The sequence below is a fragment of the Alcaligenes faecalis genome (assembly GCF_005311025.1).
GTDB lineage: Bacteria > Pseudomonadota > Gammaproteobacteria > Burkholderiales > Burkholderiaceae_B > Alcaligenes > Alcaligenes phenolicus.
The window spans coordinates 1,386,507-1,411,545 of record NZ_CP031747.1; the positions used below are offsets into that span (position 1 = coordinate 1,386,507).

Consider the following 25,039-nt stretch of genomic DNA (forward strand, 5'->3'; position numbering starts at 1 on the left):
AATGCAGGCTGGCCCTGCCAGAGTTGCGATGCGAAAATTCTGTTGTTCCTCAAGAACGGGATTTTTCTTGAGGGATCCGCAGATTTCATCCGTTCTTTCTGTTTTATCGCTCGGACACAAGCCTCAGGTGCTGATGTACCTGGGGCTTGAGTTCGATTGGCATTGTTTGATTGTTAAAGGAGCACGTTCTTGGGCCCTGACCCTGAATCTGAAAGACGCACATTTGCGTTGCGCCCCGCGTTTCATGTCCGCATGAAACCCCATTGCGAATTGAGCACCGGCTCCAGGTTCCTCACGGTCTAAGACGTGTGGGGCGCTTCTGTGGCCGTGTGCCCAGGAGAATCTCATGCTGTTTTCCCGCCCTCACGATAGCTTGCAGCGCGCTTTGCGTATGGCTGTCGCCACTTACCGCCCTGTCGCCGTGTGCGACTTGCTGGCCTCGCACGGCACCCTGGCTTTTGCCCAGGCCTTGCCCGAGCTTTCGGCTCGTGTCCGCGCCGATGTTCTGGCCATGCTTCCCGAGTTTGATCGCAGTCAGGTCTACAACGCCATGCATACCGGCGTGCGAGTAGGGCATTTGGGTCGCCGCCGCACTCATGGCCCGTCGCCCAGCCTGTTCACCCTGTTCCCGCACCGCTACGGCACGCAGGACTGGCTGCGTGAGTATCGCCAGCCCCAGCGCTCTTGAGCACTGGACCCTACCCCTTTTCTGTTCAACCTGTCACAGCAGACCAGCCCATGCGGGGCTCGCACCGTCATGGACGGCTGCTGTGGCTTTCATCAACCCAAAAGAGTGCTATGCCGCAAACCATTCCCTCTTCCTTGAGCAGCAAACCGTATCAGGACAACTCGCTGGCCGCCCAGGTCTGGACCCGCTCGGCGCGTCGCCCCAGTGTTGCACCGCTCAAGGGTCGCAAGCGTTGGTCGCGCTACGAGCGTCTGTCCTTTTCCATGCTGCTGTCTTCGTGGGGCATTTTGATTGTGGTGGTGAGCTGGCTGTTTTTCAGCAACTCGCACCTGGAAACCCGGACCAGTTCTACCTCCGGCTCGCATTCCAGCTTTTACATGGGTACCACGACGCCGTCGCCCGATGCGTCCAGCACCCAAGAGACCCGTTCTGATGGAGATCAACAATGACGGACCAAGGTAAAACGCCGCCGCTCTTTGGCAACGACGGCCAGCCCAATAACTGGATGCGCATCAGCATCCATGCCACCGAGCAGATCAGTGGCCTTCGTAAAAAGCTGGGCGTGGAAATTCCACAGACCTTGCAGAACAGTCCCACACAGGAAGGCCCCTTCAGCTTTGTGCCTGTGACGTTTCTGAACGTGGACAAGGGTCAGAAGAAAGCCAGCCGTGTGGTGTTCATCCTGAGCCGCGAAGCCTTGGTGTCCATTGAACCTGATCCCAGCCCCAAGCCACTGGCCCAGGCCCTGCAGCGCTTGCAGCGTGATGGTCGCGAGAACGATGCCTTTGAAAGCTTTGCGGTGATTTTGCAATCCATTAACGATGCTACCGATGAACTGCTGGACTCCCTGAGCCACGATCTGGGCAAAGTGCTGACTCAGACCAACGCCGTGCTCAACAGCCTGGAAACCAAGGACCGGGACTTTGGCGTCAGTGATGTGGTCTCCACCCAGATGGATTTGAGCGAAGTAGAAGAACTCTTGTCCGACTGCCTGGAAAGCCAATTGCAGCTGGCCATGGCTGCTCGTCATGCCCTGGCGCGTTTACCCGCAGATCAGGAAAAACTGAAGCCTGTTTTTCATACCCTGATCGACGACATCGAGGCCGTGGAAAAGCAGGTGAACTTTGTGCACGACCGCGTCCGCCTTTTGCAGACCACCAACAATATGGCGCTGAACGTGAAGCAGAACCAGATTGTGAAAGTGTTCTCGGTGGTGACCGCCGTGTTCCTGCCCGCCATGCTGATTTCAACCTACTACAGCATGAACTTTGCCTATATGCCGATTCTGCAATGGGAGCACGCCGAGATAGTGGGGATTATTTCCACTGCCTTGTTCTCCATGTTGCCGCTGATCTATGTGAAACACCGGGGCTGGCTGCGCTAGAGCGCGCTGCCTTTGATACTTAAATGAATGGGAAGAATTTCGTATGTTGAACACACTGAAAAGCAGTACCGAGGTGGCAACGGCAGGCTCGGATAAATTACGCGGACTGGTTTGGAATGAAGACTTGAGCCTGCAGTCGGACTCCAACGCGGCCGTCCAGCAGCGCCGTCAGGCCATTGACCGGGCGCGTGCCAACCGCCCACGCACCGCACATATCGAGCGCGAAATCATGATTGCGGTGGTGGTGCTGTACATCCTGATTCTGGGCAGTTTTGCCGGTCTGCATTTGTATGGCCACTACATGGTTTCCCCGGAAGCGGAACAGGTACAAAGTGAGGACTAAGCCATGACTGAAAAAAAACAGGGGGGCGCGGTGGTGTCCAGCCTGAGCGACAAGCACGGGCAAAAAACGGCATGGTTGCAGTTGTCGGCCAGCCGGCACGATGAACTGGCCGAGGCGCAAGCCAAACTGGGCCTGGACCTGAGCGTCAAACGGGGCCGTGCTGCCGCGGAAGAAGCGGGCTTTATGCTGATTCCCGTGGAGATGGTGATACGTCAGGGCCAGCAGTACCGCGAAACCAGCCTGCTGTTCGCCTTGAGCAAGGACCGCCTGATCAGCGTGGAGCAGGACGTGCGGGTTGATACCTTGGAGCGAGTCAGCCAGCAGTTGAACGCCATGGCAGAGGCCGGACAAGCTGCGCCCAGCCCCGCGTCAATTCTGTTCATGATCCTGCAGGCTCTGAACGACCAGGCTCGTGCCACGATTTCCGATATTGCCGGGCGTCTGGACGAGCGCAGCGATACGGTGGCGGCAGCCAGTGGCGGCTTTGATACCTCCGGCCGTCAGGCCGGGGTAGCGGATATTGCCAGTACCGCTATCGGTCTGGGTGAGGCCGAGGAACTGGTCGCCAAAACCGTGGAAGGGCAATTGATGCTGGCTCGCGCAGGCCGTTGGCTGCGTCGTACGCCCGGTGGCGAAAGCGCAGAGAACCTGTCCATGTTGCTCTCGGATATTCAAAGCTTGCGTCGCTATGCCCGCTTTCAGCACGACAAGATCCGCAACTTGCAGCAGTCCTTGATGACCACGCTGGATTTGAAGCAGAACCAGGTGATCAAGGTCTTTACAGTGGTTACTGCGGTGTTCTTGCCGCCTACGCTGATCGCGGCGTTTTACGGCCAGAACTTTGCCAATATGCCTGAGCTGGAAATTATCGGTGGCGAGTGGCTGGTCATGGGCATGACCGCCGTATTTGCCTTGGCTCCCTTGGCCTATGTAAAGCGTAAAGGGTGGATGCGATGACGGCCCGTTTCAAGGATATGGCTTCCTGGCGGCGCTTGCAGGCCCCTGACCGTCAGGCGCTGGAAGATCTGGGCAAGTTGTATCGCGTGGATTTGTTGCCACAAGCCCAGGCCAGCCTGGGGATGGCCACACGCATACGCTGTGTGCGAGTGAGTGACGAACAGATGCAGGTGTCTGACCTGATCTGGTGTTTGGGGCAGGACGATCAGCCTTTGTATACCGTGGAAACTGGCCATCGTCTGCTGCGTCCCGGCCAGGCTCTGGAGCGCTTGAGTGCCCAGGAAATGTCCTTGGCCAGCTCCCATGCCCTGGCTTTGACTTTGCTGTATCAATTGCTGGCGCAGACCTCGCAAGTGCTGGACCGTATTGATCAGGGCCTGAGTGTCTCGACCCTGTCCTTGCGCGGCTTTTTGTCCAATGTTGGCACGGACTATTCGCGCGGTGCCGAGGACATGATTGATCTGGACAGCCATATGGCAACTCTGCACAAACCGCTGTCTCATGTGATGCATTCCATTGACGATCTGGAGCAGGCCGCACAACGCTTGCGCCGCTGGGTGTATCAGGAAAAAAGCCTGGAGTTGAGCCGAGTGGACGAGCTGATTGCCGCCATTGAAGGCATGCAGCGCCGTGCGCATTTCGCCATTGAACGCCAGCGTTTTCATTGGCGTGCCGCCGGAGAGTCCGTGGCCATGAGCGACCTGAACGTGACCAAGGTCTTTACGGTGCTGTGGGCCTTGCTGGTGCCCGGTACAGCCTTGATCAACTGGTACGGTCAGAACTTCCATGTCATGCCCGAGTTATCTTGGGAGGGCACCATGTGGGTGCAGTTGGTGACCGTGTTGGTGTTGACGGCGGTACCGATCTGGACAATCAAGAAATCGGGCGCGTTGCGTTAAGGGGGAGTGCTGTGTGCTGGCCTGGTTAGGCGCTAACTCCTACCCGAATCAATTCGCGATTTTTGTCTTTCCACTGCGACGGTAAACACATCCTTAGCTTTTCAGAGCGGGGTGGCCGTCCCTGCACCAATGTGTAGAGGTACCCATGAATGCAAGCCGGTTTTTCCATCCCGATCACAGCGCCGTCGTACACCAGAGCCCGGTGCGTCTGGTACGCCGCGCCCACTGTGCGCTGAGCTACTACGCTACCCGCAGCGTGCCACAAGTGTTGCAAGCCTTGAGTACCCAGCGCCATGGCTTGGCCTTTGATGAAGTGTTGCGCCGTCTTATACAGAACGGCCCCAATCAAGTACGGGTACTGCGTTCCAGCCCCGCTGATCTGACCCAAGTGGTCCAGACCATGAAAAAACAAACCTGTCAGGTGCGCCGCGATTTGACTATGTACGATCTGGCACGGGATCACCAGTCCCGCGTGCCGGCTCGTATGCTCGTGACTGGCGATATCGTGCTGTTGTCTGCCGGTGATTACGTGCCGGCGGATCTGCGCTTGATCCATCAGGATCACCTGATTCTGAACCGCGCCATTTTGCAGGCTGCTCCCGATACATGCGCCATGGGCGACCGGGTTGTGGCCGGGACCGCACAAGGTGTGGTGGTGGCGACGGGTAATCAAACCTTGTTAGGAGTTCTGATGCGTGAACCTGTTCCTGTGGCCTGCGGCTGGCGTCGTGTGCTGGAGTGCAGTCCTTCTCAGTTGAGCAAAGCCGCTTCTTTGGCAGCTGGCGTGGCCCTGTTTGGTCTTGCAGGAGCGCTGATGATGCCCAGCCACAGCCATGCTGAAACCTCGGTGCAGCTCTATGGCACTTTGGATGCCGGTTTGGGTTGGACTCGCGTGAGCGGTGAAGGCTCGCAGCGCGACGTATTAAGCGGTGGGCAGACGGACTCGCTGTGGGGGATTCGCGGCCATGAGGATCTGGGCGATGGGCTGCGCGCCACCTTCAATCTGGAAAGCGGTATTGATCTGGCCACAGGCCGGGCCGAGGATTCCGGGCGTCTGTTCAACTATCAGGCCTGGCTGGGTCTGGGCAGTGATAACTGGGGCGAGCTGCGTTTTGGACACCAGTACACCGTGGGCCAGGAATTTGTCTCTGCCATTGAAGTGGGTTCCTGGAAAGACTTTGGTATGGGCGCTTTGATGCGTGCTTCGGACAACTACCAGATCTCCAATCAGTTCAGCTGGCGCAGCCCGGAATGGGCGGGTATGCAGTTAGGCGCTAGCTATAGCGCGGATGTGGGCGAGCAGGGCCTGGGAGTGTCTCGCAGCAAGCTCTATAGCCTCGCTTTGCGCTACGAGGACGGCCCCTGGCTGTTGGGGGCCAGTTACGAGGGCTTGAGTCGTGTCGAGTCCCATCGTCCTACGGCCTGGCAATTGGGCGCGAGCTATGACTTTGAGGTAGCCCGCCTTGCAGTTGGCTGGAGCCGTCAGAGCAATGGCTTCGTGGGCCTGAATGGTGATGATGGTCCTGCCCATCTGCAAGACAAGGGCTTGGAAGGCTTGGGCCCGGCGGAGTTCATCAACGGTGGCCGACTGGACACCTGGTATGTGGGCACGGCGATTCCTGTAGGCAAGGGCGAGTTCCAGCTGCAATGGTCTTTGGGCCGTCCGAACTGGACCTGGGAGGATACCGATGAGCGCGCACGTCGCATTCAGGTTATGTCTGTGGGCTATGTGCATGCCTTGTCGCCCCGAACCAGCGTCTATGCCTTTGCGGCTCAAGGACGTCGCTTTGATATGGAAACGGCAGCCAGTGCCAGCGAACCGCGTAGCAGCCGTGTGGCTTTGGGTGTGACGCATCACTTCTAATGAAATGGCCGGTTTCCTGCACCTGAGTCCGTGTTCTCACTGGCCCTGGCGCAGGAAGGTCGGGCAGGGCTGAGTGCTTGTGGGGACGGTTCAGGAGACATATCCCTAAGTATAAATTTGATGTCTGCAAGGCGATGGAACGTGTGCCAATGCCTGGCGGACAAGCCCACACTCAGATGCGAAAATACTGTTGGTGCAAAAACCCTTGCACCTTCTTTTTTAACTACTCACGTTTAAAAGTAAATGGACCCTGATCCTTCTTTATGGCTTTGTTCCTGTAAAGGACAAGCCTCCTTAATGACCAGTCAATTGGACACTGGACCACAAAGCGGGCCCCTCTGATGAGGTGAGCACTCTTTCTGGACCCCTGTGTCCGAAGGAGAATGCTATGTTCCGCCTCAACCTGTTTCGTTCCACCCCACACAACAACGCTCTGCAAGACGCTCTGCGCCTGGCCGCATCCCGCCAGCGTCAAGGCTACCTGCTGGAGCTGCTGCAAACCCACGGTGCTCGCGAGTTTGCTTACGCACTTAATGACCTGTCCGGTCGCACCATCGAAAATGCACTGTCCACACTGCCCACCGTGGAGCGCAGCCAAGTCCTCAAGCATCTGTCCCGTCGTGCCAAAGCCCGTCTGAACGATGTAGAAGGCTTTCGCTACCAGCCCACTCATGCCGTGCTGACACTGCCTTCTTTTGTGATGTAAGAGCTTGGCAGATGCCCCTGACATTCGGGGCGTACTCCGGCGCCGCGGCAATGATCTGTGCAGAGATCGTTGGGCGGGCATGGCTTTATAGCTATGCCCGCCTTTTTGATTGCAGCCTGAACGCACTTCTTTTTTTTACGGCCCTGCAGGGCGAACAGTTGTTTTCATCGATGATCTGTCGTGAGCAGACGACGCTTGCGACGCTCGCAATCAGAATCCCTGCCTTTCCATGTCATAATTTTGGAATGAGAATGATTATTGATTAGTTTAATCAGGGTCTATGGACTATTCGTCAGCGCCCATAGGGATGGGAGATTTCTATCAAGATCACCGTAGCTGGTTGTTGCGGTGGTTGCGCGCGCGTCTGCATTGCAGCTTTACGGCGGAAGATCTGGTGCAGGACACCTTTGTGCGTCTGCTGTTGGCCCCCTCTACCGTTCATCATTTACGTCATCCTCGTGCGTTTCTGGCTACCACGGCCAGAAGGCTGTTAATTGATCGCAGCCGACGCATGGCTGTTGAGCAAGCCTATCTGGAAGCCTTGGAGGCGACCTTGGCCGAAGGGGCGCAAGCACCCTCGGCAGAGCAGTGCGCCCAAACCCTGGAGGCGCTGGCCTTGTTGGCTCAGGCTTTGGACGAGTTGCCCGCGCGGGCTCGCATGGTGTTCCTGAGCTGCTATCTGGATGGGGAAACGCAATCAAGCGTGGCCAAGAGCTTGGGGGTTAGCGAACGCACTGTGCGTAATGATCTGGTGCAGGCTTTGCTCCATGTTCAGACCTTGATTCCAGCTTGAGCCCCATGTCCAACGAGGAGATAGAGCGACAGGCCGCCCAATGGGTTGTGCTCTTGTCTGATCCCGAACAATTCACCGAACAGGCCCAAGCCGAATTCATGGCCTGGCGTGCGCAGGACCCGCGTCACGAAGCGGCGGCTGCAGGTATGGAAGCGGTCTTGGGCAGAGTCAGAAAACTGGCGGTACAGGCCAATACCACCCCTGGCCGTAGTGCGCTGGATGCAGGATTGTCGGCGCGTCCCAAGCTGTTGCGTGATTGGCGTCAGGGCATGATGCTGCTGCTCTGGGCTGTGGTGTTTATCTTGCCGATTCTGGCCTTTGTATTGCCCTGGTCCAATCAGTCCGTACAGACCGCTGCCGGAGAATGGCGCAGTGTGGTGCTGGAGGATGGCACTCGTTTGGAGTTGGCCGGAGCATCAAAGGTCAAGATTTTGTATAGCAAGCAGTACCGGGATATTGAGCTGCTGGAAGGGCAGGTCCGGGTGGTGGTAGCCAAGCAGCCGGATCGACCCTTGCGGGTCTTGAGCAGCCAGGCGGTATCGCAAGCCTTGGGAACTGAATTTATTGTGCAGGAACAGCCGCAAGGCACGCTGTTGACGGTGCTATCTTCTCGGGTGCTGGTTTATCCGCGCCCCCAGGGCCCGCAAGCCGCTCGCGAGTTGGGGCCAGGCGATCAGGTGCAGATCAATGCGCAAGGCCTGGGGGCGAACCGCCAGACCGATGTAAGCCGTGTCATGCGCACTTGGGACCAGCGGCAGTTGCTTCTGGAGCATGTGCCTTTGACGCAGGCTCTGGAGCAGATCACTCGCCAGTACTCCGGCAAAACACAGATCAAGCCGCAAGGCATGGAAGGCTTGACGGTCAGCGCTGTCTTGCCTGCCGACAAGCCCTTGTCGGCTCTGGCTTTGCTAAAGGACTTGTATCCCCGATTGCAGGTGCAGAACATGTCAGACCAAGAATTGATGATTAATTTCAGGCCTTGATTGCCGCTTTTTTGAGCTCGTGCGTCTTTAACAGATAGACCTTGCCAAAGAAGGAGAGATTTCATGGTCCCGAAGAATGCGCCGCCTTTGGCGCTTGTGAAGACGCCGTTCATGCCCAATACCTGCCGCTGCCTGCTGGGCTTGGCCTTTGTAGGGGCCTTGATGCTGAGCGTGGCGCCGGCCTCGGCCCAGACAACCCAAGCCTACGCGCTGGAAGCCGGGGATCTGGCCAGCCGCTTGAGCCAGTTCGCTCAACAGGCCGGGGTAGCGCTGGTGATGGATTCCTCCCGATTGCAAGGTTTGCGCGCTCCGCGCTTGCAGGGACAGTATTCCGTGCAGGAAGGCTTTGCCGCCTTGCTGGCTGGGCAGCCGTTTCAGGTGCAAAGCCGGGATCAGGGCTATGTCTTGATTGCCTTGCCCGATAGCGACACCTTGGCGGACGACGCCAGTGTGCAGTCTTTGGCCAGTATTGAAGTGCGTCGCAATGCGCTGGGCGACATTACCGAAGGTTCAGGCACGTATGCAGCGGGCACGATTGCCACGGCAACCCGCTTGCGTCTGACTCCGCGTCAGACGCCGCAGGCCATCAGCGTGACTACACGCAAGAAGATGGACGACTTCAACCTGACCAGTATTGATGACGTGGTGCGCCATACACCCGGCCTGAGCATCATTACTTATGACAGCGAGCGTACCGTTTACGAAGCACGCGGTTTTGGTGTCCAGAACTTCCAATATGATGGCATCCCTACCTTGCGCGATTCACCATACTCGGCAGGCCATTCGCTCACGGACACAGCGATTTACGATCGTGTCGAGGTATTGAAAGGCGCCTCCGGTTTGCTCACTGGCAGTGGGACCCCAGGCGCGACTATTAATATGATTCGTAAAAAGCCGACGCACGAGTTTCAGGGATATGCCAGTGCGGGCTTGGGCTCCTGGAACAATTACCGCAGTGAAGCGGATTTCTCCGGCCCTTTGAACGAGTCAGGTTCGCTACGTGGCCGTCTGGTTGGTGCCTATCAGGACAAAAAGAGCCATTTGGACCACTACCAGCGTCAGACTTTGGTGTTATACGGCATCGTTGAAGCAGACCTGACACCGGATACCCGCTTGACCCTGGGTGCAGATTTGCAGGACAACGATCCCAAAGGATCAACCTGGGGGGGCATCCCGATTTATGACGCGCAGGGCCACTTCAACGAGATGGACCGTTCCTTTAATAACGGTACGCGCTGGAGTCGCTGGAACCAGTACACCCGTTCGGCCTTTGCCACTTTGGAGCATGAGTTCGACAGTGGCTGGATGGCCAAGGTGCAGCTCAATCGCTTGGTCAATGGTTATGACTCTGAGCTGGCGGCTGCGGCCGCTGGTAACCCTGATCCTTTGACCGGAAAAGGTGTGTCGCTATGGTCCGGGCGCTACGTGGGCAAGACGGTCTCGAACACGGCGGACTTCTATGCGACCGGCCCCTTTGAACTGTTCGGACGCGAGCACGAGTTGGTGGTTGGGGGCGGCGTATCGCGCCGTCGCTGGACCAATGCGTCTTACGGTGAAAACAGTAATACCGATGTCTCGAATTACTACCAATGGGATGGCCGTTGGCCGCGCATGAACTGGAAGCACCTGGGCGATGATCGTGAAGTGACACGAGAAAATGGTTTGTACGTCAGCACGCGCCTGAACCTGCGTGATGACTTGAAGCTGCTGCTGGGTACACGTTATGCCAACTACAACAAGCTGGATATGCGCGAGACAGGTGTATGGGTGCCTTACTTTGGGGCTGTGTATGACCTGAACGACAACTTCTCGGTCTATGCCAGCTACACCAATATCTTCCAGCCCCAAGATTTGCAAGACGAGGGCGGTCGTACTCTGGATCCCTTGCGAGGCGATAACTACGAGGTCGGTGTCAAAGGCGAATTCATGGGCGGCCGTTTGACGTCCAGCCTGGCTTACTTCCAGCTGCGTCAGGATAACTTTGGCAAGGAAACGGGGGGGCGCACACCGTCGGGGGGTATCGCTTATGAGGCCACTCAAGGTGTGCGTACTCATGGCGTAGAACTGGAAGTGGCCGGTCAGTTAACGCCGCAATGGCAGATGCATGCAGGCTATGCCTACAAGCTGTCGCGCCGCGATGGTGAAAAGGTGTCGACCTTATCGCCTGAGCACCAGTTCAACATCTATGCCACCTACGATTTCGAGGGCGACTTGAATGGCCTGACCTTGGGTGGCGGTGCACGTTGGCAAAGCAAGACCTGGGGGGATGTCAGTCGACCTGGATCGCCGGGTAAGGTGCGGCATACGGTCTCGGGGTACTGGCTGGTAGATGCGATGGCGCGCTATCGCTTCAACAAAAATTTGTCGGCCACTTTTACTGTCAATAACTTGTTCGACAAGCGCCATTACTCCATGTTCTCCTGGTACAGCACCTATACCTGGGGCGAACCGCGCAACATGATGCTGGCGGTGAAGTATCAGTTCTAAGCCGAAGTAGAAAACCGCTCAGGATACCTGGGCTCGATAGCGATCCAGTTGCTCGCATAGTTCGCGAGTAGCCTCTATCAGCCTGGGGCCGGGGCGGTACAGCGCATCCGGGTTCAGGTTCAGCAAGGCGTGGGGACTTAGCCCCAGATGCTTTTCCCAGAACAGGTGGCGGGCGCGCAGTTGGGCCGGATCACGGTAGGCCATGATGACCACTTGCGGGCGCTTGTGCAGTACGTCTTCCAGACTGATGGTGGGGGCGACGGCAGCATGGCGAGCGTAGATGTTTTGCGCTTTGCAGGTGGTCAGCACATCTTGAATCAATGGATCGCGCGCCAAGGTGTACAAAGGCTCGGAGCCGATTTCCAGAAACACGCTGACCGTCTCGCCCAAGCGGCTGTTCTGGCGCAGGGCGGCAATCTGATTGTCCAGCAAAGCAGCCATCGGAATGGCCACCTCCGCCGTATCCAGACTGTCTCCTGCCAGACGGACAAAGGCGGGAATATCGTCCAGTTTTTCAGGGGCGGCAAAGATCAGGCTGATATGGGTTTGCTGTAGCTGGCGCTGTAGTTCAGGCCCGATCTGGTTGGCCTGCCAGGCCCAGACTTGATCAGGTTTGAGCTCCAGCAGCCGTTCTGGGTTCACGCGCAAGGCGTCACCAATGCGGGGCAGCTCCTTGGCAGCTGAAGGGTAGTCGCTGGAACTGTCCACGGCGATCAAATGATCTTGAGCACCGGCGGCAAACAGGATCTCAGTGATGTGAGGGGCCAGACTAATCGCGCGGGCTGGAGCGACAGTTTGTGGGGGTTGGACTGCTTGTTCTGTCGCGGCTTTTTGTATTGTTTTATCTTGCTGCTTGCTCTGTACTTCTTGAGTGCTTTGCTCTGTGCTTGTCTGTGTCTCGGGCTGTGCTTGAGACTGCGCCTGTGACAGCAGCGGGTCTTGCTCTTGCGCTTGCGTCAAGATGGGAAATCCCAAAAGCAGGGCGAACAGGCAAAGCAAACCCCATAGCCCCAATCCGCTCCAGACAGAGCGCTTTGAGTGCTGAAGACGACAAGTCGCAGGCAAAGAGGGCATCGTGCGCCTTTAAGTAAATGGCGCGGCTCTTGTGCAGATCCGCGCCAGAATCAAGCGAAGCTGATTTTACTGATTACATGCGCCAGGCAAAGTTCAGGAACACGCTGGAGCCGGCGTTGTTATAGCCCAGACGAGCCAGGGTGTAGTCCTTGTCCAGCACGTTGTTCCAACGCAGTTGGGCTTCCAAGCTGGAGGTCAGCGGGTAGCTGGCGGTCAGGTTCAACAGGCCGTAACCGCCCAAGCGTTCAGTGTTGTCGCTGTTTGCAAAGCGGTGTGAGGCGAATAAATATTCCGCCCCAGTTTTCAGCGCTCCAAACTTTTGCTCCACGGCCACTTTGTAGTTTTGCTTGGCACGGCGTACCAATTGCTTGTCGGTGTTTCTATCTTTTGGGTTAGTGAAGTCAGCACTGGCGCTCAGTGTGGTATCGCCCAGTTGTGTCATAGCCGTTAAGGTCAGGCCAGTGATACGTGCTTTTTCAGTGTTTGTCGTCGTGCAGTCGAAATTGGCATCACAGGCATAGGTATTGATCAGGTCGTTGATGCGGTTTTGGTAGACCACCAAACCCAGTTCAGTGGTGTCATCCGTGTAGCGGATATGACCTTCCACGTTGCGGGATTTTTCCGGTTTGAGGTTGGGGTTGCCCGAAAAACTACCGACCGTATATGCCGCGTAAGGGGTGTAGAGGTCTGCAAAAGTTGGTGCACGAAAACCTGTGTTAGCGGCCAGACCCACTGTCCAGTTGTTGGTGATATCCAGGTCGTAGCCCAGACCACCTGTTACTTTATGGCCATATCCGCTGATATTGTCATTACGTACGCTAGCTTGCAGGTGGTGTTGATTAATATCTCCACGGTAAATCAGAGCAAACGCGTTGGTGTTGCGCTGGTCATTATTGTGTACGGAGGTGTGTGTCATGCGCTCTTCCAGACGCTCGGCCAGCAAGGAGACAGTGTGACCTTGCGCAAACATTAGGTCATTCTGCCAGCTGTATTGGCGTTGCAGTGTGGAGTAGCGAGCAGCATAAGCGCGGTTTTCTACCGTCTCTTTGCTCAGTGAGGCGCTTAGACGGCTGGTCCACAGTTCAGTCAATTTGTTCGTGCTAGTCAGGCCGTAGGCTTGCTGACGTGTTTGGGTGCTAGGGGTGCGGGAAGTGAACGTCCCGTTGTCAAACTGGCCGTCCATGTAGCTGTTGATAGCGGTTAGGCCCAGATGCTGGCCTTGTGCCCACTCGTAACCCAAGGAACCGCTGAGCCCGTGTTGGGTGTAGCCGTTTTTGTCTGGGTTGTAGGTGTAAATACCTGCAAGTGGATTAGTAGCATTAAAGCCATCGCTTGTGCCGTAGCTGGAGGCCAGGCTGTAGTCCCAACCTTGAGACGCACCCGAAAACCCGGCGCTCGCTTTGAAGGTGTCTTGCGACCCAATGCCAACATTCCCCCAGGCGCTCAAGGCACGGTCACCACCACCTTTTTTGGTGATGATGTTAATGACACCACCAATAGCATCTGCGCCATACAGGCTGCTACCTGCTCCACGCACAATTTCAATACGTTCGATTAACGCTGGGTCCAAGGCTTGCCAGTTCACCGAACCACTGGTGGAGCTATTGATGCGCATACCGTCTATCATGACGCGCGTATGTTGTGGGTTGGTGCCGCGTAAATAGACCCCACTAACGGTTTGAGGGCCGCCCTCGGTGTAAATCTCCACCCCAGGCTGACGCTGCAAAATTTCGGCCACACTGCTTTGACCCGCTTTCTGCAAAGTTTCCTGATCAATTACCGTCACGTCACCCACCACGTTTTTCAGTGGCTGAGCCATGCGGCTAGGGGTAACAACAATTTGATCCAGTTTGGCGACAGGGGCAGTTTGGGCCGTGGCGATCAAAGGCAGGGCGCCCGCCAGGGCGACCATCAAAGGTCTGATGGACAGTAGTGTCATGGAGATTCCTGTGAGATGTGCGTCCCCGCACATCAGTAAGCGAAGCCGCCCACCGTGGGACGGCCATGAATTCAGGGTCGAGAAGCAGGCTGGTGTCGGGCTTTGCGCGTAGCAGGTACCGTTGCGGGGGCAGCACGTTTGGCAGTTCCAGGGCGGAACCGCTCACGTTTCCCATTTGACTTTCCCAGGCCCAGGGCTGCATGGGCCGGAAAGCACCTCTTTCCGAGCGGAAAATGTTACATGCCGCTGGGGCAAAGGTTAAGTGTTTAGGGTGGATTCGCTGTACAAAGCGCTACAATTGTGGCGCCAATCCACCATTCTCGCGGCTCTTGCTATCAGATGCCGTCAACGTCCCGTTTCGTGTTACGGAGCTTTTAGTGTCCTATCCTGCTTTGCCTTATCCGATCTCTGCCTATTCGCGTGGTACCGAGTTTGCGCGCCGTTTGGGGCAGCAAATTCTGATTCTGGATGGTGCAATGGGCACCATGATTCAGCGTTACAAATTGGGCGAGGCCGATTTCCGGGGCGAGCGCTTCGCGAATCACCATAAGGACGTCAAAGGCAATAACGAATTGCTGTCGCTGGTACGCCCTGACATCATTCGTGAAATTCACGAGAAATATCTGTCTGCCGGTGCCGACGTCATCAGCACCAACACGTTTGGTGCAACGGATATTGCCCAGGGTGACTACGATTTGCAGGGCATCAGCTATGACCTGAACCTGGCGTCTGCCCAACTGGCCTGTCAGGCGCGCGATGCCTTCAGTACACCCGAGTGGCCGCGTTTTGTAGCCGGTGCCTTGGGCCCACAGCCCAAGACGGCTTCTATTTCCCCGGATGTGAATGACCCGGCCGCCCGTAACGTCACCTTTGAGCAACTGCGTGTGGCTTACACCGAACAGGTGCGTGCCTTGCTGGATGGTGGCGTCGATATTCTGTTGATTGAAACCGTCTTTGACACGTTGAATGCCAAGGCGGCTGTTTTTGCTCTGGAAACGGTCTTTGATGAACGCGGTGAACGCGTTCCGGTGATGGTGTCGGGCACGGTCACGGACGCCTCGGGCCGTATCTTGTCTGGCCAGACCGTGGAGGCCTTCTGGAACTCCATGCGTCATGCCCGTCCTATTACGATTGGCCTGAACTGTGCCTTGGGCGCTGCCTTGATGCGCCCCTACGTGGCCGAGCTGTCCAAGATTTGTGACACCTATGTGTGTGTCTACCCCAACGCCGGTTTGCCCAACCCCATGGCGGAGACCGGCTTTGACGAGACGCCTGCCGATACCTCCAGCCTGCTGCAAGAATTCACGCAAGCCGGTTTGGTGAATATGGTGGGTGGCTGCTGTGGCACAACGCCAGAGCACATTGCCGCCATTGCCGAGCTGTGCCGCAAGCTGCCTCCCCGCATTGTTCCTGAAGTTCCTGTCAAAACCCGTTTGTCGGGTCTGGAACCACTGAATATTGACGAAGAAACCCTGTTTGTGAACGTGGGTGAACGTACCAACGTCACGGGCAGCAAGGCTTTCTTGCGCCTGATTCAGCAAGAAAACTACGAAGAAGCCTTGTCGGTGGCCCGTCAGCAGGTGGAAAACGGTGCACAGATTATCGACATCAATATGGACGAAGGCATGCTGGACTCGGCAGCCTGTATGCATCGTTTCCTGAACATGATTGCCTCCGAGCCGGATATTGCCCGCGTGCCCATCATGATCGACAGCTCCAAGTGGGATGTGATCGAAACCGGTTTGCGTTGTGTTCAAGGCAAGGCCATCGTGAACTCGATTTCCATGAAAGAGGGCATTGAGCCGTTCCTGGAACATGCCCGTCTGTGTCGTAAATACGGTGCTGCCATTGTTGTGATGGCGTTTGACGAGCAAGGTCAGGCTGATAGTTACGAGCGCCGGGTGGAGATTTGTGAGCGCGCTTATCGCTTGCTGGTGGACGAAGTCGGTTTCCCACCTGAAGACATTATTTTCGACCCCAACGTCTTTGCTGTTGCAACCGGCATGGACGAACATGCGACTTACGGTCTGGACTTTATTCGCGGTGTTGGCTGGATTCACAAGAATCTGCCGCATGCACGCTTGTCCGGTGGTATTTCCAACGTCAGTTTCTCCTTCCGTGGCAACGAAGCCATGCGCGAGGCCATCCACACCGTCTTCCTGTACTACGCGATCCAGGAAGGCCTGACCATGGGTATTGTGAATGCCGGTCAGTTGGGTGTGTACGCCGATATTGAACCGCATCTGCGCGACTTGATCGAAGACGTGATTCTGAATCGTGCCGAGCCCAAAGGAAAAACCGATCCGGCTGACGAACGTACCCCCACCGAGCGTCTGGTGGAAATGGCCGAGAGCGTCAAAGGCTCCGGCGCCAAGAAAGAGGAAGACCTGAGCTGGCGTGAAACCACCGTCGAACAGCGTCTGATCCACTCTTTGGTGCATGGCATTACCAGCTTCATCGTGGAAGATACGGAAGAAGTTCGTCAGAAGATCGATGCCCAGGGTGGTCGCCCCATCAGCGTGATTGAAGGCCCCTTGATGGACGGCATGAACGTGGTGGGCGACCTGTTCGGTCAGGGCAAGATGTTCCTGCCGCAGGTGGTGAAATCCGCGCGTGTAATGAAACAGGCCGTGGCCCACCTGATTCCCTTTATCGAAGAAGAAAAGCGCCAGATCGAGGCCGCAGGTGGTGATGTGCGCTCCAAAGGCCGCATGGTGATTGCCACGGTGAAGGGCGACGTCCATGACATTGGCAAGAACATTGTGTCCGTGGTGATGCAGTGCAATAACTTTGAAGTGGTCAATATGGGCGTGATGGTGCCTTGTGCCGAGATCCTCGCCAAGGCCAAAGAAGTGGAGGCCGATATCGTGGGTTTGTCCGGCCTGATTACTCCCAGCCTGGAAGAAATGGCCTATGTCGCTTCCGAGATGCAGCGCGACCCGTACTTCCGTGAGCGCAATATTCCTTTGATGATTGGCGGCGCAACCACCAGCCGCGTGCATACGGCGGTGAAGATCGCCCCGCATTACGACGGCCCGGTTATCTATACTCCGGACGCCAGCCGCTGCGTGGGTGTGGCTACCCAATTGGTGTCGGACAATGTGGAAGAGTTTTTGGCCGAAGTGCGCGAGGAATACGAGCAAGTGCGCCAGCGCCATGCCAATCGTAAAGCCACGCCTTTGATCTCGCTGGAAAAAGCGCGCGAAGACAAGCCTGCCATTGACTGGTCCACTTACGTGCCGCCACGCCCTAAATTCATTGGCCGCCGCACCTTCAAAAACTACGACTTGGCCGATATTGCCCAGTTCATCGATTGGACGCCGTTTTTCCAGACTTGGAGCTTGTTCGGCAAGTATCCGGCCATTCTGGAAGACAAGGTGGTGGGCGAGCAGGCCAAGACGCTGTTTGCCGAAGGGCAGGCCATGTTGAAGAAAGTCATTGAAGGACGCTGGTTGACGGCAAACGGTGTGATTGCGTTCTACCCCGCCAACACCGTCAACGGCGAAGATATCGAGGTCTACTCGGACGAATCGCGCAGCGAAGTCTTGTTCACCTGGCGCAACCTGCGCCAACAAGGCGTCAAGCGTGAAGGCGTGGATAGCAAGTGTCTGGCTGACTACATTGCTCCGAAAGAAAGCGGCGTGGCCGATTACATCGGCATGTTTGCGGTTACTGGCGGGATTGGCGTAGACAAACTGTCCGAGCGCTTCCAGGCTGCCGGCGACGATTACTCAGACTTGATGATCAAGGCACTGGGCGACCGTTTTGCCGAGGGCTTTGCCGAATGTCTGCATGCTCGCGTACGTACCGACTTGTGGGGCTATGTCACCGACGAGCGCCTGTCCAACGAAGAGCTGATCGACGAGAAATACCAGGGCATTCGTCCTGCACCCGGCTATCCGGCCTGCCCGGAACACGTGGTCAAGCACGATATGTTCCGTGTCCTGCAGTGTGAAGACATCGAGATGTTCATCACCGACAGCTACGCCATGATTCCGGCTTCCAGTGTGTCGGGCTTCTACTTCAGCCACCCGCAGTCCAAGTACTTCAACGTGGGCAATATTGGTGAAGACCAGTTGCAAGACTATATCCAGCGCAGTGGTCGTACGGAAGAAGACGTACGCCGCACCTTGTCGGGCGTATTAGGCTGATATGGGAACGACGGGGCCAACAGGGGCTAATCCGGGCGGCGCCGAGAGCGCCTCTCAAACCCGGCGTCAGGCTTTGGGACGATTTTTGCGTAATGCACGCGAGCGTATCCAGCCTGTAGACCTGGGGCTGGCCCCCGGTGTGCGCCGTCGCACTCCTGGTTTGCGTCGCGAGGAAGTGGCGCAGCTGTGCGATATCAGCACCACCTGGTACACCTGGATCGAGCAGGGTCGCGACGTTACCGTGTCCCCCACGGTCTGCGCCCGCCTGGCAACGGTCCTGAAACTGGCCCGGGCCGAGCGCCACTATCTGTTTGAACTGGCTGACTGCGCCGATCCCGAGCATTGGCAGGGTGATATTCAACCCTTGCCGCAAGGCTTGAGCGCATGTGTCGATAGCATCTCCGCTCCGGCCTACATTCTGGACCGCAGCTGGAACGTACTGGCTCGCAACGAAGCCTTGTTGGGTTTGTTCGATGGCTGGCCCGACCGTAGCGAGCAGCCCAATCTGCTGCGTTATATCTTCCTGGACCCGGCAGCGCGTGAGCTGGTGGTGGACTGGGAGCAGCGCGCCAGCCGCGTCGTGGCCGAGTTCCGCGCTGACGTAGGCGCCCATGCGGACGAGGCCGATATACAGGCTTTGATTCAGGAGTTGGCGCAGCAAAGCCAGGTATTCGCTTTCTGGTGGGGACGCCAGACCGTGGTGGAGCGGGAGGGCGGCTTGCGGGATTTCCGGCACCCCAGCCAGGGAGTGCGCCGCTTTCAGCAATTTACCTTTCGACTGGCGATACGGCCGGATTGCAAGCTGGTGATGTTGCTGGAGGATGAGGATAAACCGGCGTAAGCGCAGCTTGAGCAAGACAGCAGCTTGAGTCGCTGCCTGCCTTGCTCCTTCAGTCTTGCTGGCCTACTTCTTCTGCAAAGACTCACCATCACTGGCTGACAGCCGGGCAAAGGACAGGCTGGAGATGGCGGTAATAGCACCCAGAATCAAAAACGCCCAGATCGTATCCTGAGTCTCCACACTGCTGGCTCCGCGTAATGCCATGCTGACATTCAGCGTTACCGCCGCACATGCCACCCCCAGACTGATAGCCAGTTGCTGCGCCATGGCGGCAAAACTGCTGGCCTGGCTCATGGCTTCAGAATTCAGGTCGGCGTAGGTCAGGGTGTTGACTGCGGTGAACTGCAGGGAGCGGAAAAAACCGCCTGCGGTCAGGACGGCAATCATGAGCCACATGGGCGTGGTGGCCTGGAACATGGCGCACAGGGCAATGAACAGGCCCGTCAGCCAGGCGTTGACGATCAGGACTTTGCGAAAACCGTAACGCCGGATGATGGGTGGGGCCACCAGTTTCATGCCCAAGGCACCAATGGCACCGGTGAAGGTGATCAGGCCTGCTGATAATGCGCTCATGCCAAAGTTGGTTTGCAGCATGATGGCCAACAGGAAGGGCGCAGCGCCTAGCGAGAAACGACACAGATTGCCGCCCAGCACGGAAATGGCAAAGGTTTTGGTGCGCAGCAGTGACAAATCAATGATTGGGTAGGTAACTTGTCGGGAGTGCCAAACGTACCATGCGCCAGCGACCAGACCGGCCAGTGTCAGCCAGCCCAAGGTATCCCAGCCCAGCGTGCCATGGCCTACGTTCTCGAAGCTGGTCACCAGAGTGGCCAGACAGATGGCGCTCAAGATAAAGCCCAGCCAGTCCAGGGGCGGGCGCTCTGTGGGGTAGTCCTCGCGGATATAGCGCAGCACCAGGGCAATGCCCAGTATGCCAACGGGGATGTTGATCAGGAAAATCCAGTGCCAGCTGGCGTACGTGACTAAAAAACCACCCACGGGCGGGCCGATGATGGGGCCCAGCAAGGCAGGCAAGGTCAGCACCGCCATAGCGCTTAAAAGCTCATCTTTAGGGACGCGCCGCAGTAAGATAATGCGTCCCACCGGCACCATCATGGCCCCAGCCATGCCTTGTATCACGCGGGAAATGATCAGTTGTGACAGGGTCTGGGACAGGGCACATGCAACAGAACTGGCGGTAAAGAGTAGAATGGCGGCCAGGAACACCTTGCGAGCACCAAAGCGGTCTGCAGCCCATCCACTGATTGGAACGAATACCGCCACGGCCAGCAGGTAGCTGGTAATGATGGTATTCATGCGGATGACGCTGGTATCCAGCGACAAGGCCATCGTGGGCAGGGCAGTGGCTACAACCGTAGAGTCCAGCATTTGCATGAACAATGCACATCCCACAATGTAGGGAATAATGCGTATGGCTCGACGCTCTTGAGGGGACATGGTCGCCGGTTTGGCGGCTTCGGTCTGTTCAGATGCCATGCGGCGAACTCTCTGGTGTGCGGTGCAGTAAACTCAAACTTTTCTGTTATCCAATTTATTTAGGCGTACAGGTATTATGGCAAAGAATTTCGAATCCGAAATTACCCAGTTTCTTAAACAGTATAAAGAGCAGAACGCGGATACCGAAGCACGGCAGCGTGAAGGCCGTTATCGTCTGTGGGACAAGCAGATTGACCAGGAACTGCAAGACGGTTACAAGGCTGCTCGCACGCCTCAGAAACCTTACGTGTACTACGAAAACAACTAAATCTGTACACCTGCGCCTGTGACTGAGATCGCACAGCAGACTGTTGTGGATACGCCAGCTCCTCAGCCCGAGGATGTGCTGGCGCGTCTTTATGGTGAGCCGCTGTTTGCGATCCCTCAGGATCTGTATATTCCGCCTGATGCGCTGGAAGTATTTCTGGACGCCTTTGAAGGCCCGCTGGATCTGTTGCTGTATCTGATCCGCAAGCAAAACTTCAATGTGCTGGATATTCCAATGGCCCAGGTCACCGGGCAGTATCTGGCCTATGTGGAGCAGATCCGCGCCACCAATCTGGAGCTGGCAGGGGAGTATCTCTTGATGGCCGCGCTGCTGATCGAGATTAAATCCCGCATGTTGCTGCCAGTGCGGCGCGCTGACACGGGCGAGGAAGTGGATGATCCGCGTGCCGAGCTGGTACGCCGTCTGCTGGAATACGAGCGCATGAAGGAAGGCGCGCGCCGTCTGGACGAGCTACCCTTGATGGGGCGCGACTATCTGCTGGCTAATGCCCAGGCCGAACTGGTTATTGAGGCCATTCCACCGGAAGTGAATGCGGATGATTTACGCGAGGCCTGGCTGGGCATCTTGAAGCGTGCCAAGCTCAATGCCAGTCACAAGATTACGCGTGAGCAGTTGTCGGTGCGCGATCACATGAGCCAGATTCTGCGACGTTTGCAGCATGTGCGCTTCATGGAGTTTACAGAGCTGTTTAATGAACGCCTGGATCAGGGTGATCCGGCGGCGGTGCTTGTCGTGCATTTTCTGGCGATGCTGGAATTGGCACGAGAGTCACTGCTTGAAATCACGCAGGCCGAGCCCTACGCTCCTATTTATTTGCGCCTGACTTATATTCGAGCGCAGGCCGATGGGCCTGATCTTATTCCGTAGCGGAGAATTTTTTGAAAGTCGTCCATAACATCCAAGAACTGCGCGATCAGCTCCAGGGCCAGACACGCGTGGCATTTGTTCCAACCATGGGGAATCTGCATCGAGCTCACCTGGACTTGATGAAGTTGGCTCGTCAGCATGGCGATCCGGTGGTGGCCAGTATTTTTGTGAACCGCCTGCAGTTTGGCCCTAACGAGGATTTTGATCGTTACCCGCGCACTTTGCAGGAAGATGCGGCCAAGATGGAGCAGGAGCGCGATGTGTATGTTTTGTTTGCTCCTTCGGAGCGCGAGATGTACCCCGAGCCACAGAGTTTTCGCGTCAGCCCACCTGATCATTTGGGTCGCATTCTGGAAGGCCACTTCCGTCCCGACTTCTTTGAAGGCGTGTGTACGGTTGTGTTGAAGCTGTTTTCCTGTGTGCAGCCGCGTGTGGCTGTGTTTGGGAAGAAGGATTATCAGCAGTTGATGGTGGTGCGTCAGATGGTACGCCAGTTCCAGCTGCCGGTAGAGATTCTGGCTCACGAGACGGTGCGGGAAGAGGATGGTTTGGCCATGTCTTCGCGTAATCGCTATTTGAGTCCCGAGGAACGCGTTCAGGCTCCGCAGATTTATTACGCACTGCAGGAAATGAATGAGCGTTTGCAGCAAGGTCAAAGCCGCGAGGAGATCGAGGCTTATGCGACCAAAAAGATGACGGATCTGGGCTGGAAGGTGGACTATATGGCCTTGCGTCGTCAGTCGGATTTGCTGGAACCGACGCCAGAGCAAATTGCAGCTGGTGAACCGTTGGTGGCATTGGCCGCTGCCAAATTGGGCGCGACGCGTTTGATCGACAACCTGGAAATGGTTAAAGCCTGATTTCTTGTGTTGTTTGGTGAGAAAAGCACAGTTTTTACTGTGCTTTTTTTATATCTGCGTGGTTTATTTTTGCAGTCTTTGTCTTTGTCTGGTTCTTTGATTGGGGTTGTGGCAGTTCAGGCCCCCTCATGCCAGGGAGGGACTCAGTAAGACGCCACTCTGAGGCGCAGCTCTGGGGGGCGGCTGACTACTTGCCGGTGCTGCGCACCGGTGCCCTTGTCGAGAGATAGCTACGGGCGCACCCTGAACTCACCCGGTACTTGGTCCCCCGGACCAAGTACAAGCGTCGGGTTCAAACAGCAGGGTGCTTGCATCCCTGCGCTATCTCCCGCCGGCGGCAAGCAGTCTGAATCGCCGCCCCCCAGAGCTGCGCCTCAGAGTGGCTCATGGCCGTGAATGCTCATCTCTGCTGGCAGTTTATGGGCCGGGTTTGTTGTGTTGCGTTGTGTTGTGGTGAGGTGGGGTGAGGTGTTTGACCGATCCGGGGGGGTGACCCAGGTGATTGTTGTGTTTCTTGGGGGGGATGAGGCTGTAGCCTTGTCTGCGTTTATCCCCAATTTGAGGCGTAAAAAGATGGTTTTCCGACGCATTGAAAACCGTGTATCTATATTAGTCCTGTGACAAAAACATCCCGTACAAGTTAACAGTCGCGTAGTCCCTGCCTAAAATGACAAACTCTGTCTATGGTTGATTTTTCACATCGCAGGCGGCCTGTTCGCCTGGTACAGATATACGAGACTGACATGGTATTGAATAGTCATTTGCCCGCCTCTGTGCTGTTTGAAAGTCTGACTCCGCGCGAGCGCGACGTGCTGTCTTATATCGCCATCGGCAAGGCGAACAAGGTGATTGCGGCTGAATTGGCGATTTCCCAGCGTACGGTGGAGGCGCATCGGGCACGCGTTTTTCAGAAGTTACGCGTGCGCAATGCGGTTGAATTGACCCGCTTTGTATTTAGCGAGCCGGGCTTGCGCGATGTGCTGCCGCCCAGCTTGGTGGGCAGCCTGTCTATGCCGTAGATTAGCGGCAGGCAGGAGTGGCCTGGCCGTCCAGCTCGCTGATCGGGTCGATGTCGGCTTGGCGAGTCAGGTGGCTCTCCAGCGTAGGGCGTTGCTGGTTAAAGGTGTGAATGCGCAGTACGTTGTTGTTCACAAAGCTCAGATCGGCCAAGGTCGAGTCGTTGTTGGCCAGCAAAGCGATGCGGGTAGGCTGTGTGCCGATAGGTACCCAGCAGCCGCTCATGCGGTGTTCTTCGCCAGCGCCCAGCGGGGTGGCACGCAAGCGCCATTGGCCAGCAGGAGCTAGGGTTACGCTGATTTTGTAGGGCTCACATGCGCCGCCTTGTGGTGGGCAGGACAGGGTGCCCAGAAAGGTTTTGGGCTCGGCCAGCTCTGGAACGCTACGGTCGACCATGGCGGCAGGCTGCTGGGCGCGGGCCGGTGTAATGGCGTGCAGGCCTTCCTGGTTACCGAAGCCTAAATTGATTTGCGAGGGGGCACGGGCGGTGCCGCTACCTTGCGCTTGGCGCAGGGCGTCTTTCTGGGTGGAGTCACGACCCTCGTTAGGGGTAGGCTGAACGGGTGCCTGGGCACATGCTGCCAGCAAAACGACCGAAAGCAAGGTAAGGGAACGCAGGGGGGAAATCTTGGTGAAAGACATGGCGGGCTTCCGTGGACTGGTTGATAGCTGAATTCTACGCTAGACCTGGGGCGGCGGGACAGTATCAGGTCTATTCAGGGTAGGAGGATTGGCGCGGGTACGTTACAGTTTTGTTTTTTATCCGTGGATTGCGCATGCTGACAATTGGGCTGACCGGTGGAATTGGATCGGGCAAAAGCCAGGTGGCCAATTTTTTTGCCTCTTGGGGGGCGGCTGTCGTGGATACGGATGTCATCGCGCATGAGTTGACCGCGCCCGGTGGTCTGGCCATTGAGCCGATTCGCGCTGCCTTTGGGGCACAGGCCTTGGCCGCGGATGGTTCCATGGACCGGGATTGGATGCGGGCCTGTGTATTTGCCGATCCTGATGCCCGTCATCGGCTCGAGGCGATCATTCATCCCCTGATTTGGAACGTAACAAAAGCACAGACCTTGAAAGCGCAAGGATGTTATCTTGTTGTGGTTGTACCCTTGCTGGTGGAATCAGGACGATGGCGAGACCGTGTGGACCGGATTTGCGTTGTAGATTGTGATGAAGCGACCCAGATCGAGCGTGTTCAAAAGCGCAACGGGCTGGCAGTGGCCACAATTGAACGTATCATGGCAGCACAGGCGCAACGTCAGCAGCGCCTGGATGTGGCCGACGACGTGGTTCTGAATGACGGGCAGACGACTTTGCCCCTATTGGAAGAGCGGGCGCGAGCAGTACACCAACGCTGGTGTGCCTTGACTGCCTGACAACACGACGTGTCTGACCCT

General features: G+C 56.8%; 23 protein-coding genes and 1 riboswitch. Of the genes, 19 read left to right on the top strand and 4 right to left on the bottom strand.

Features of this window, described 5'->3' with window-relative positions:
• Positions 1 to 346: 346 nt before the first annotated feature.
• The 12 genes from D0C27_RS06300 to D0C27_RS06355 all read left to right on the top strand — a co-directional run bounded on the left by D0C27_RS06300 (position 347) and on the right by D0C27_RS06355 (position 11,104).
• Positions 347 to 688, top strand: coding sequence for a hypothetical protein (locus D0C27_RS06300; protein WP_009458705.1), 342 nt, complete (start codon positions 347 to 349; stop codon positions 686 to 688).
• A gap of 110 nt (positions 689 to 798) precedes the next feature.
• Positions 799 to 1,137, top strand: coding sequence for a hypothetical protein (locus D0C27_RS06305; RefSeq protein WP_179136473.1), 339 nt, complete (start codon positions 799 to 801; stop codon positions 1,135 to 1,137).
• A complete protein-coding gene (locus D0C27_RS06310) occupies positions 1,134 to 2,072 on the top strand; it encodes a CorA family divalent cation transporter (protein ID WP_009458707.1) in 939 nt (312 codons plus the stop codon). The genes D0C27_RS06305 and D0C27_RS06310 overlap by 4 nt, the downstream gene beginning before the upstream one ends.
• A gap of 43 nt (positions 2,073 to 2,115) precedes the next feature.
• Positions 2,116 to 2,415 carry a hypothetical protein gene (locus D0C27_RS06315; protein WP_009458709.1) on the top strand — a complete coding sequence of 100 codons (300 nt, stop codon included), beginning with the start codon at positions 2,116 to 2,118 and terminating at the stop codon, positions 2,413 to 2,415.
• 3 nt (positions 2,416 to 2,418) lie between these two features.
• Complete coding sequence (locus tag D0C27_RS06320; RefSeq protein ID WP_088452034.1) at positions 2,419 to 3,372, top strand: magnesium transporter CorA family protein; 954 nt, start codon at positions 2,419 to 2,421, stop codon at positions 3,370 to 3,372.
• Positions 3,369 to 4,271 carry a CorA family divalent cation transporter gene (locus D0C27_RS06325; protein ID WP_009458713.1) on the top strand — a complete coding sequence of 301 codons (903 nt, stop codon included), beginning with the start codon at positions 3,369 to 3,371 and terminating at the stop codon, positions 4,269 to 4,271. The genes D0C27_RS06320 and D0C27_RS06325 overlap by 4 nt, the downstream gene beginning before the upstream one ends.
• A 145-nt stretch (positions 4,272 to 4,416) precedes the next feature.
• The gene (locus D0C27_RS06330; RefSeq protein WP_137430644.1) at positions 4,417 to 6,135 is read left to right on the top strand and encodes a porin; all 1,719 of its coding nucleotides are present in this window, start codon (positions 4,417 to 4,419) and stop codon (positions 6,133 to 6,135) included.
• A 388-nt stretch (positions 6,136 to 6,523) separates the two neighbouring features.
• The gene (locus D0C27_RS06335; protein WP_035270349.1) at positions 6,524 to 6,841 is read left to right on the top strand and encodes a hypothetical protein; all 318 of its coding nucleotides are present in this window, start codon (positions 6,524 to 6,526) and stop codon (positions 6,839 to 6,841) included.
• 11 nt (positions 6,842 to 6,852) lie between these two features.
• Positions 6,853 to 7,107 (top strand): hypothetical protein, encoded by a 255-nt coding sequence (locus D0C27_RS06340; RefSeq protein WP_137430645.1) that lies wholly within the window; start codon positions 6,853 to 6,855, stop codon positions 7,105 to 7,107.
• A gap of 14 nt (positions 7,108 to 7,121) precedes the next feature.
• Positions 7,122 to 7,634, top strand: coding sequence for a sigma-70 family RNA polymerase sigma factor (locus D0C27_RS06345; protein WP_035270353.1), 513 nt, complete (start codon positions 7,122 to 7,124; stop codon positions 7,632 to 7,634).
• Between the two features lie 5 nt (positions 7,635 to 7,639).
• Positions 7,640 to 8,617 (top strand): FecR family protein, encoded by a 978-nt coding sequence (locus D0C27_RS06350; RefSeq protein ID WP_137430646.1) that lies wholly within the window; start codon positions 7,640 to 7,642, stop codon positions 8,615 to 8,617.
• A gap of 63 nt (positions 8,618 to 8,680) precedes the next feature.
• Entirely contained in the window at positions 8,681 to 11,104 is a 2,424-nt protein-coding gene (locus tag D0C27_RS06355) for a TonB-dependent siderophore receptor (RefSeq protein ID WP_240688323.1), read from the top strand.
• Between the two features lie 18 nt (positions 11,105 to 11,122).
• Here D0C27_RS06355 and D0C27_RS06360 read toward each other — a convergent pair whose 3' ends face one another.
• On the bottom strand, positions 11,123 to 12,064 hold the full coding sequence (locus D0C27_RS06360) for an ABC transporter substrate-binding protein (RefSeq protein WP_240688324.1): 942 nt from the start codon (positions 12,062 to 12,064) through the stop codon (positions 11,123 to 11,125).
• Positions 12,065 to 12,251: 187 nt separating this feature from the next.
• Positions 12,252 to 14,117, bottom strand: a complete 1,866-nt coding sequence (locus D0C27_RS06365; RefSeq protein ID WP_137430647.1) for a TonB-dependent receptor domain-containing protein — start codon at positions 14,115 to 14,117, stop codon at positions 12,252 to 12,254.
• A 70-nt stretch (positions 14,118 to 14,187) separates the two neighbouring features.
• Positions 14,188 to 14,352: riboswitch (cobalamin riboswitch) on the bottom strand.
• 142 nt (positions 14,353 to 14,494) lie between these two features.
• Between D0C27_RS06365 and metH the strand changes: the two genes are divergently transcribed.
• On the top strand, positions 14,495 to 18,268 hold the full coding sequence (gene metH / locus D0C27_RS06370; RefSeq protein WP_137430648.1) for a methionine synthase: 3,774 nt from the start codon (positions 14,495 to 14,497) through the stop codon (positions 18,266 to 18,268).
• Between the two features lies 1 nt (position 18,269).
• A complete protein-coding gene (locus D0C27_RS06375) occupies positions 18,270 to 19,109 on the top strand; it encodes a helix-turn-helix transcriptional regulator (RefSeq protein ID WP_060185322.1) in 840 nt (279 codons plus the stop codon).
• 63 nt (positions 19,110 to 19,172) lie between these two features.
• Here the strand turns inward: D0C27_RS06375 and D0C27_RS06380 are convergent, their stop codons facing one another.
• Complete coding sequence (locus tag D0C27_RS06380) at positions 19,173 to 20,606, bottom strand: DHA2 family efflux MFS transporter permease subunit (RefSeq protein ID WP_137430649.1); 1,434 nt, start codon at positions 20,604 to 20,606, stop codon at positions 19,173 to 19,175.
• 76 nt (positions 20,607 to 20,682) lie between these two features.
• Here D0C27_RS06380 and D0C27_RS06385 point away from each other — a divergent pair, with 76 nt between their 5' ends.
• The 4 genes from D0C27_RS06385 (at position 20,683) to D0C27_RS06400 (ending at position 23,641) form a co-directional block, all read left to right on the top strand.
• Complete coding sequence (locus D0C27_RS06385) at positions 20,683 to 20,874, top strand: DUF3460 family protein (protein WP_009458738.1); 192 nt, start codon at positions 20,683 to 20,685, stop codon at positions 20,872 to 20,874.
• Between the two features lie 45 nt (positions 20,875 to 20,919).
• Entirely contained in the window at positions 20,920 to 21,762 is an 843-nt protein-coding gene (locus tag D0C27_RS06390) for a segregation and condensation protein A (protein ID WP_009458739.1), read from the top strand.
• 11 nt (positions 21,763 to 21,773) lie between these two features.
• Complete coding sequence (panC, locus tag D0C27_RS06395; RefSeq protein ID WP_137430650.1) at positions 21,774 to 22,622, top strand: pantoate--beta-alanine ligase; 849 nt, start codon at positions 21,774 to 21,776, stop codon at positions 22,620 to 22,622.
• 743 nt (positions 22,623 to 23,365) lie between these two features.
• Positions 23,366 to 23,641: a response regulator transcription factor gene (locus D0C27_RS06400; RefSeq protein ID WP_035270375.1), complete on the top strand. Its 276-nt coding sequence runs from the start codon at positions 23,366 to 23,368 to the stop codon at positions 23,639 to 23,641.
• Position 23,642: 1 nt separating this feature from the next.
• Here D0C27_RS06400 and D0C27_RS06405 read toward each other — a convergent pair whose 3' ends face one another.
• On the bottom strand, positions 23,643 to 24,281 hold the full coding sequence (locus D0C27_RS06405; protein ID WP_009458742.1) for a hypothetical protein: 639 nt from the start codon (positions 24,279 to 24,281) through the stop codon (positions 23,643 to 23,645).
• A gap of 134 nt (positions 24,282 to 24,415) precedes the next feature.
• Between D0C27_RS06405 and coaE the strand changes: the two genes are divergently transcribed.
• A complete protein-coding gene (coaE, locus tag D0C27_RS06410; RefSeq protein WP_009458744.1) occupies positions 24,416 to 25,018 on the top strand; it encodes a dephospho-CoA kinase in 603 nt (200 codons plus the stop codon).
• Positions 25,019 to 25,039 lie beyond the last annotated feature (21 nt).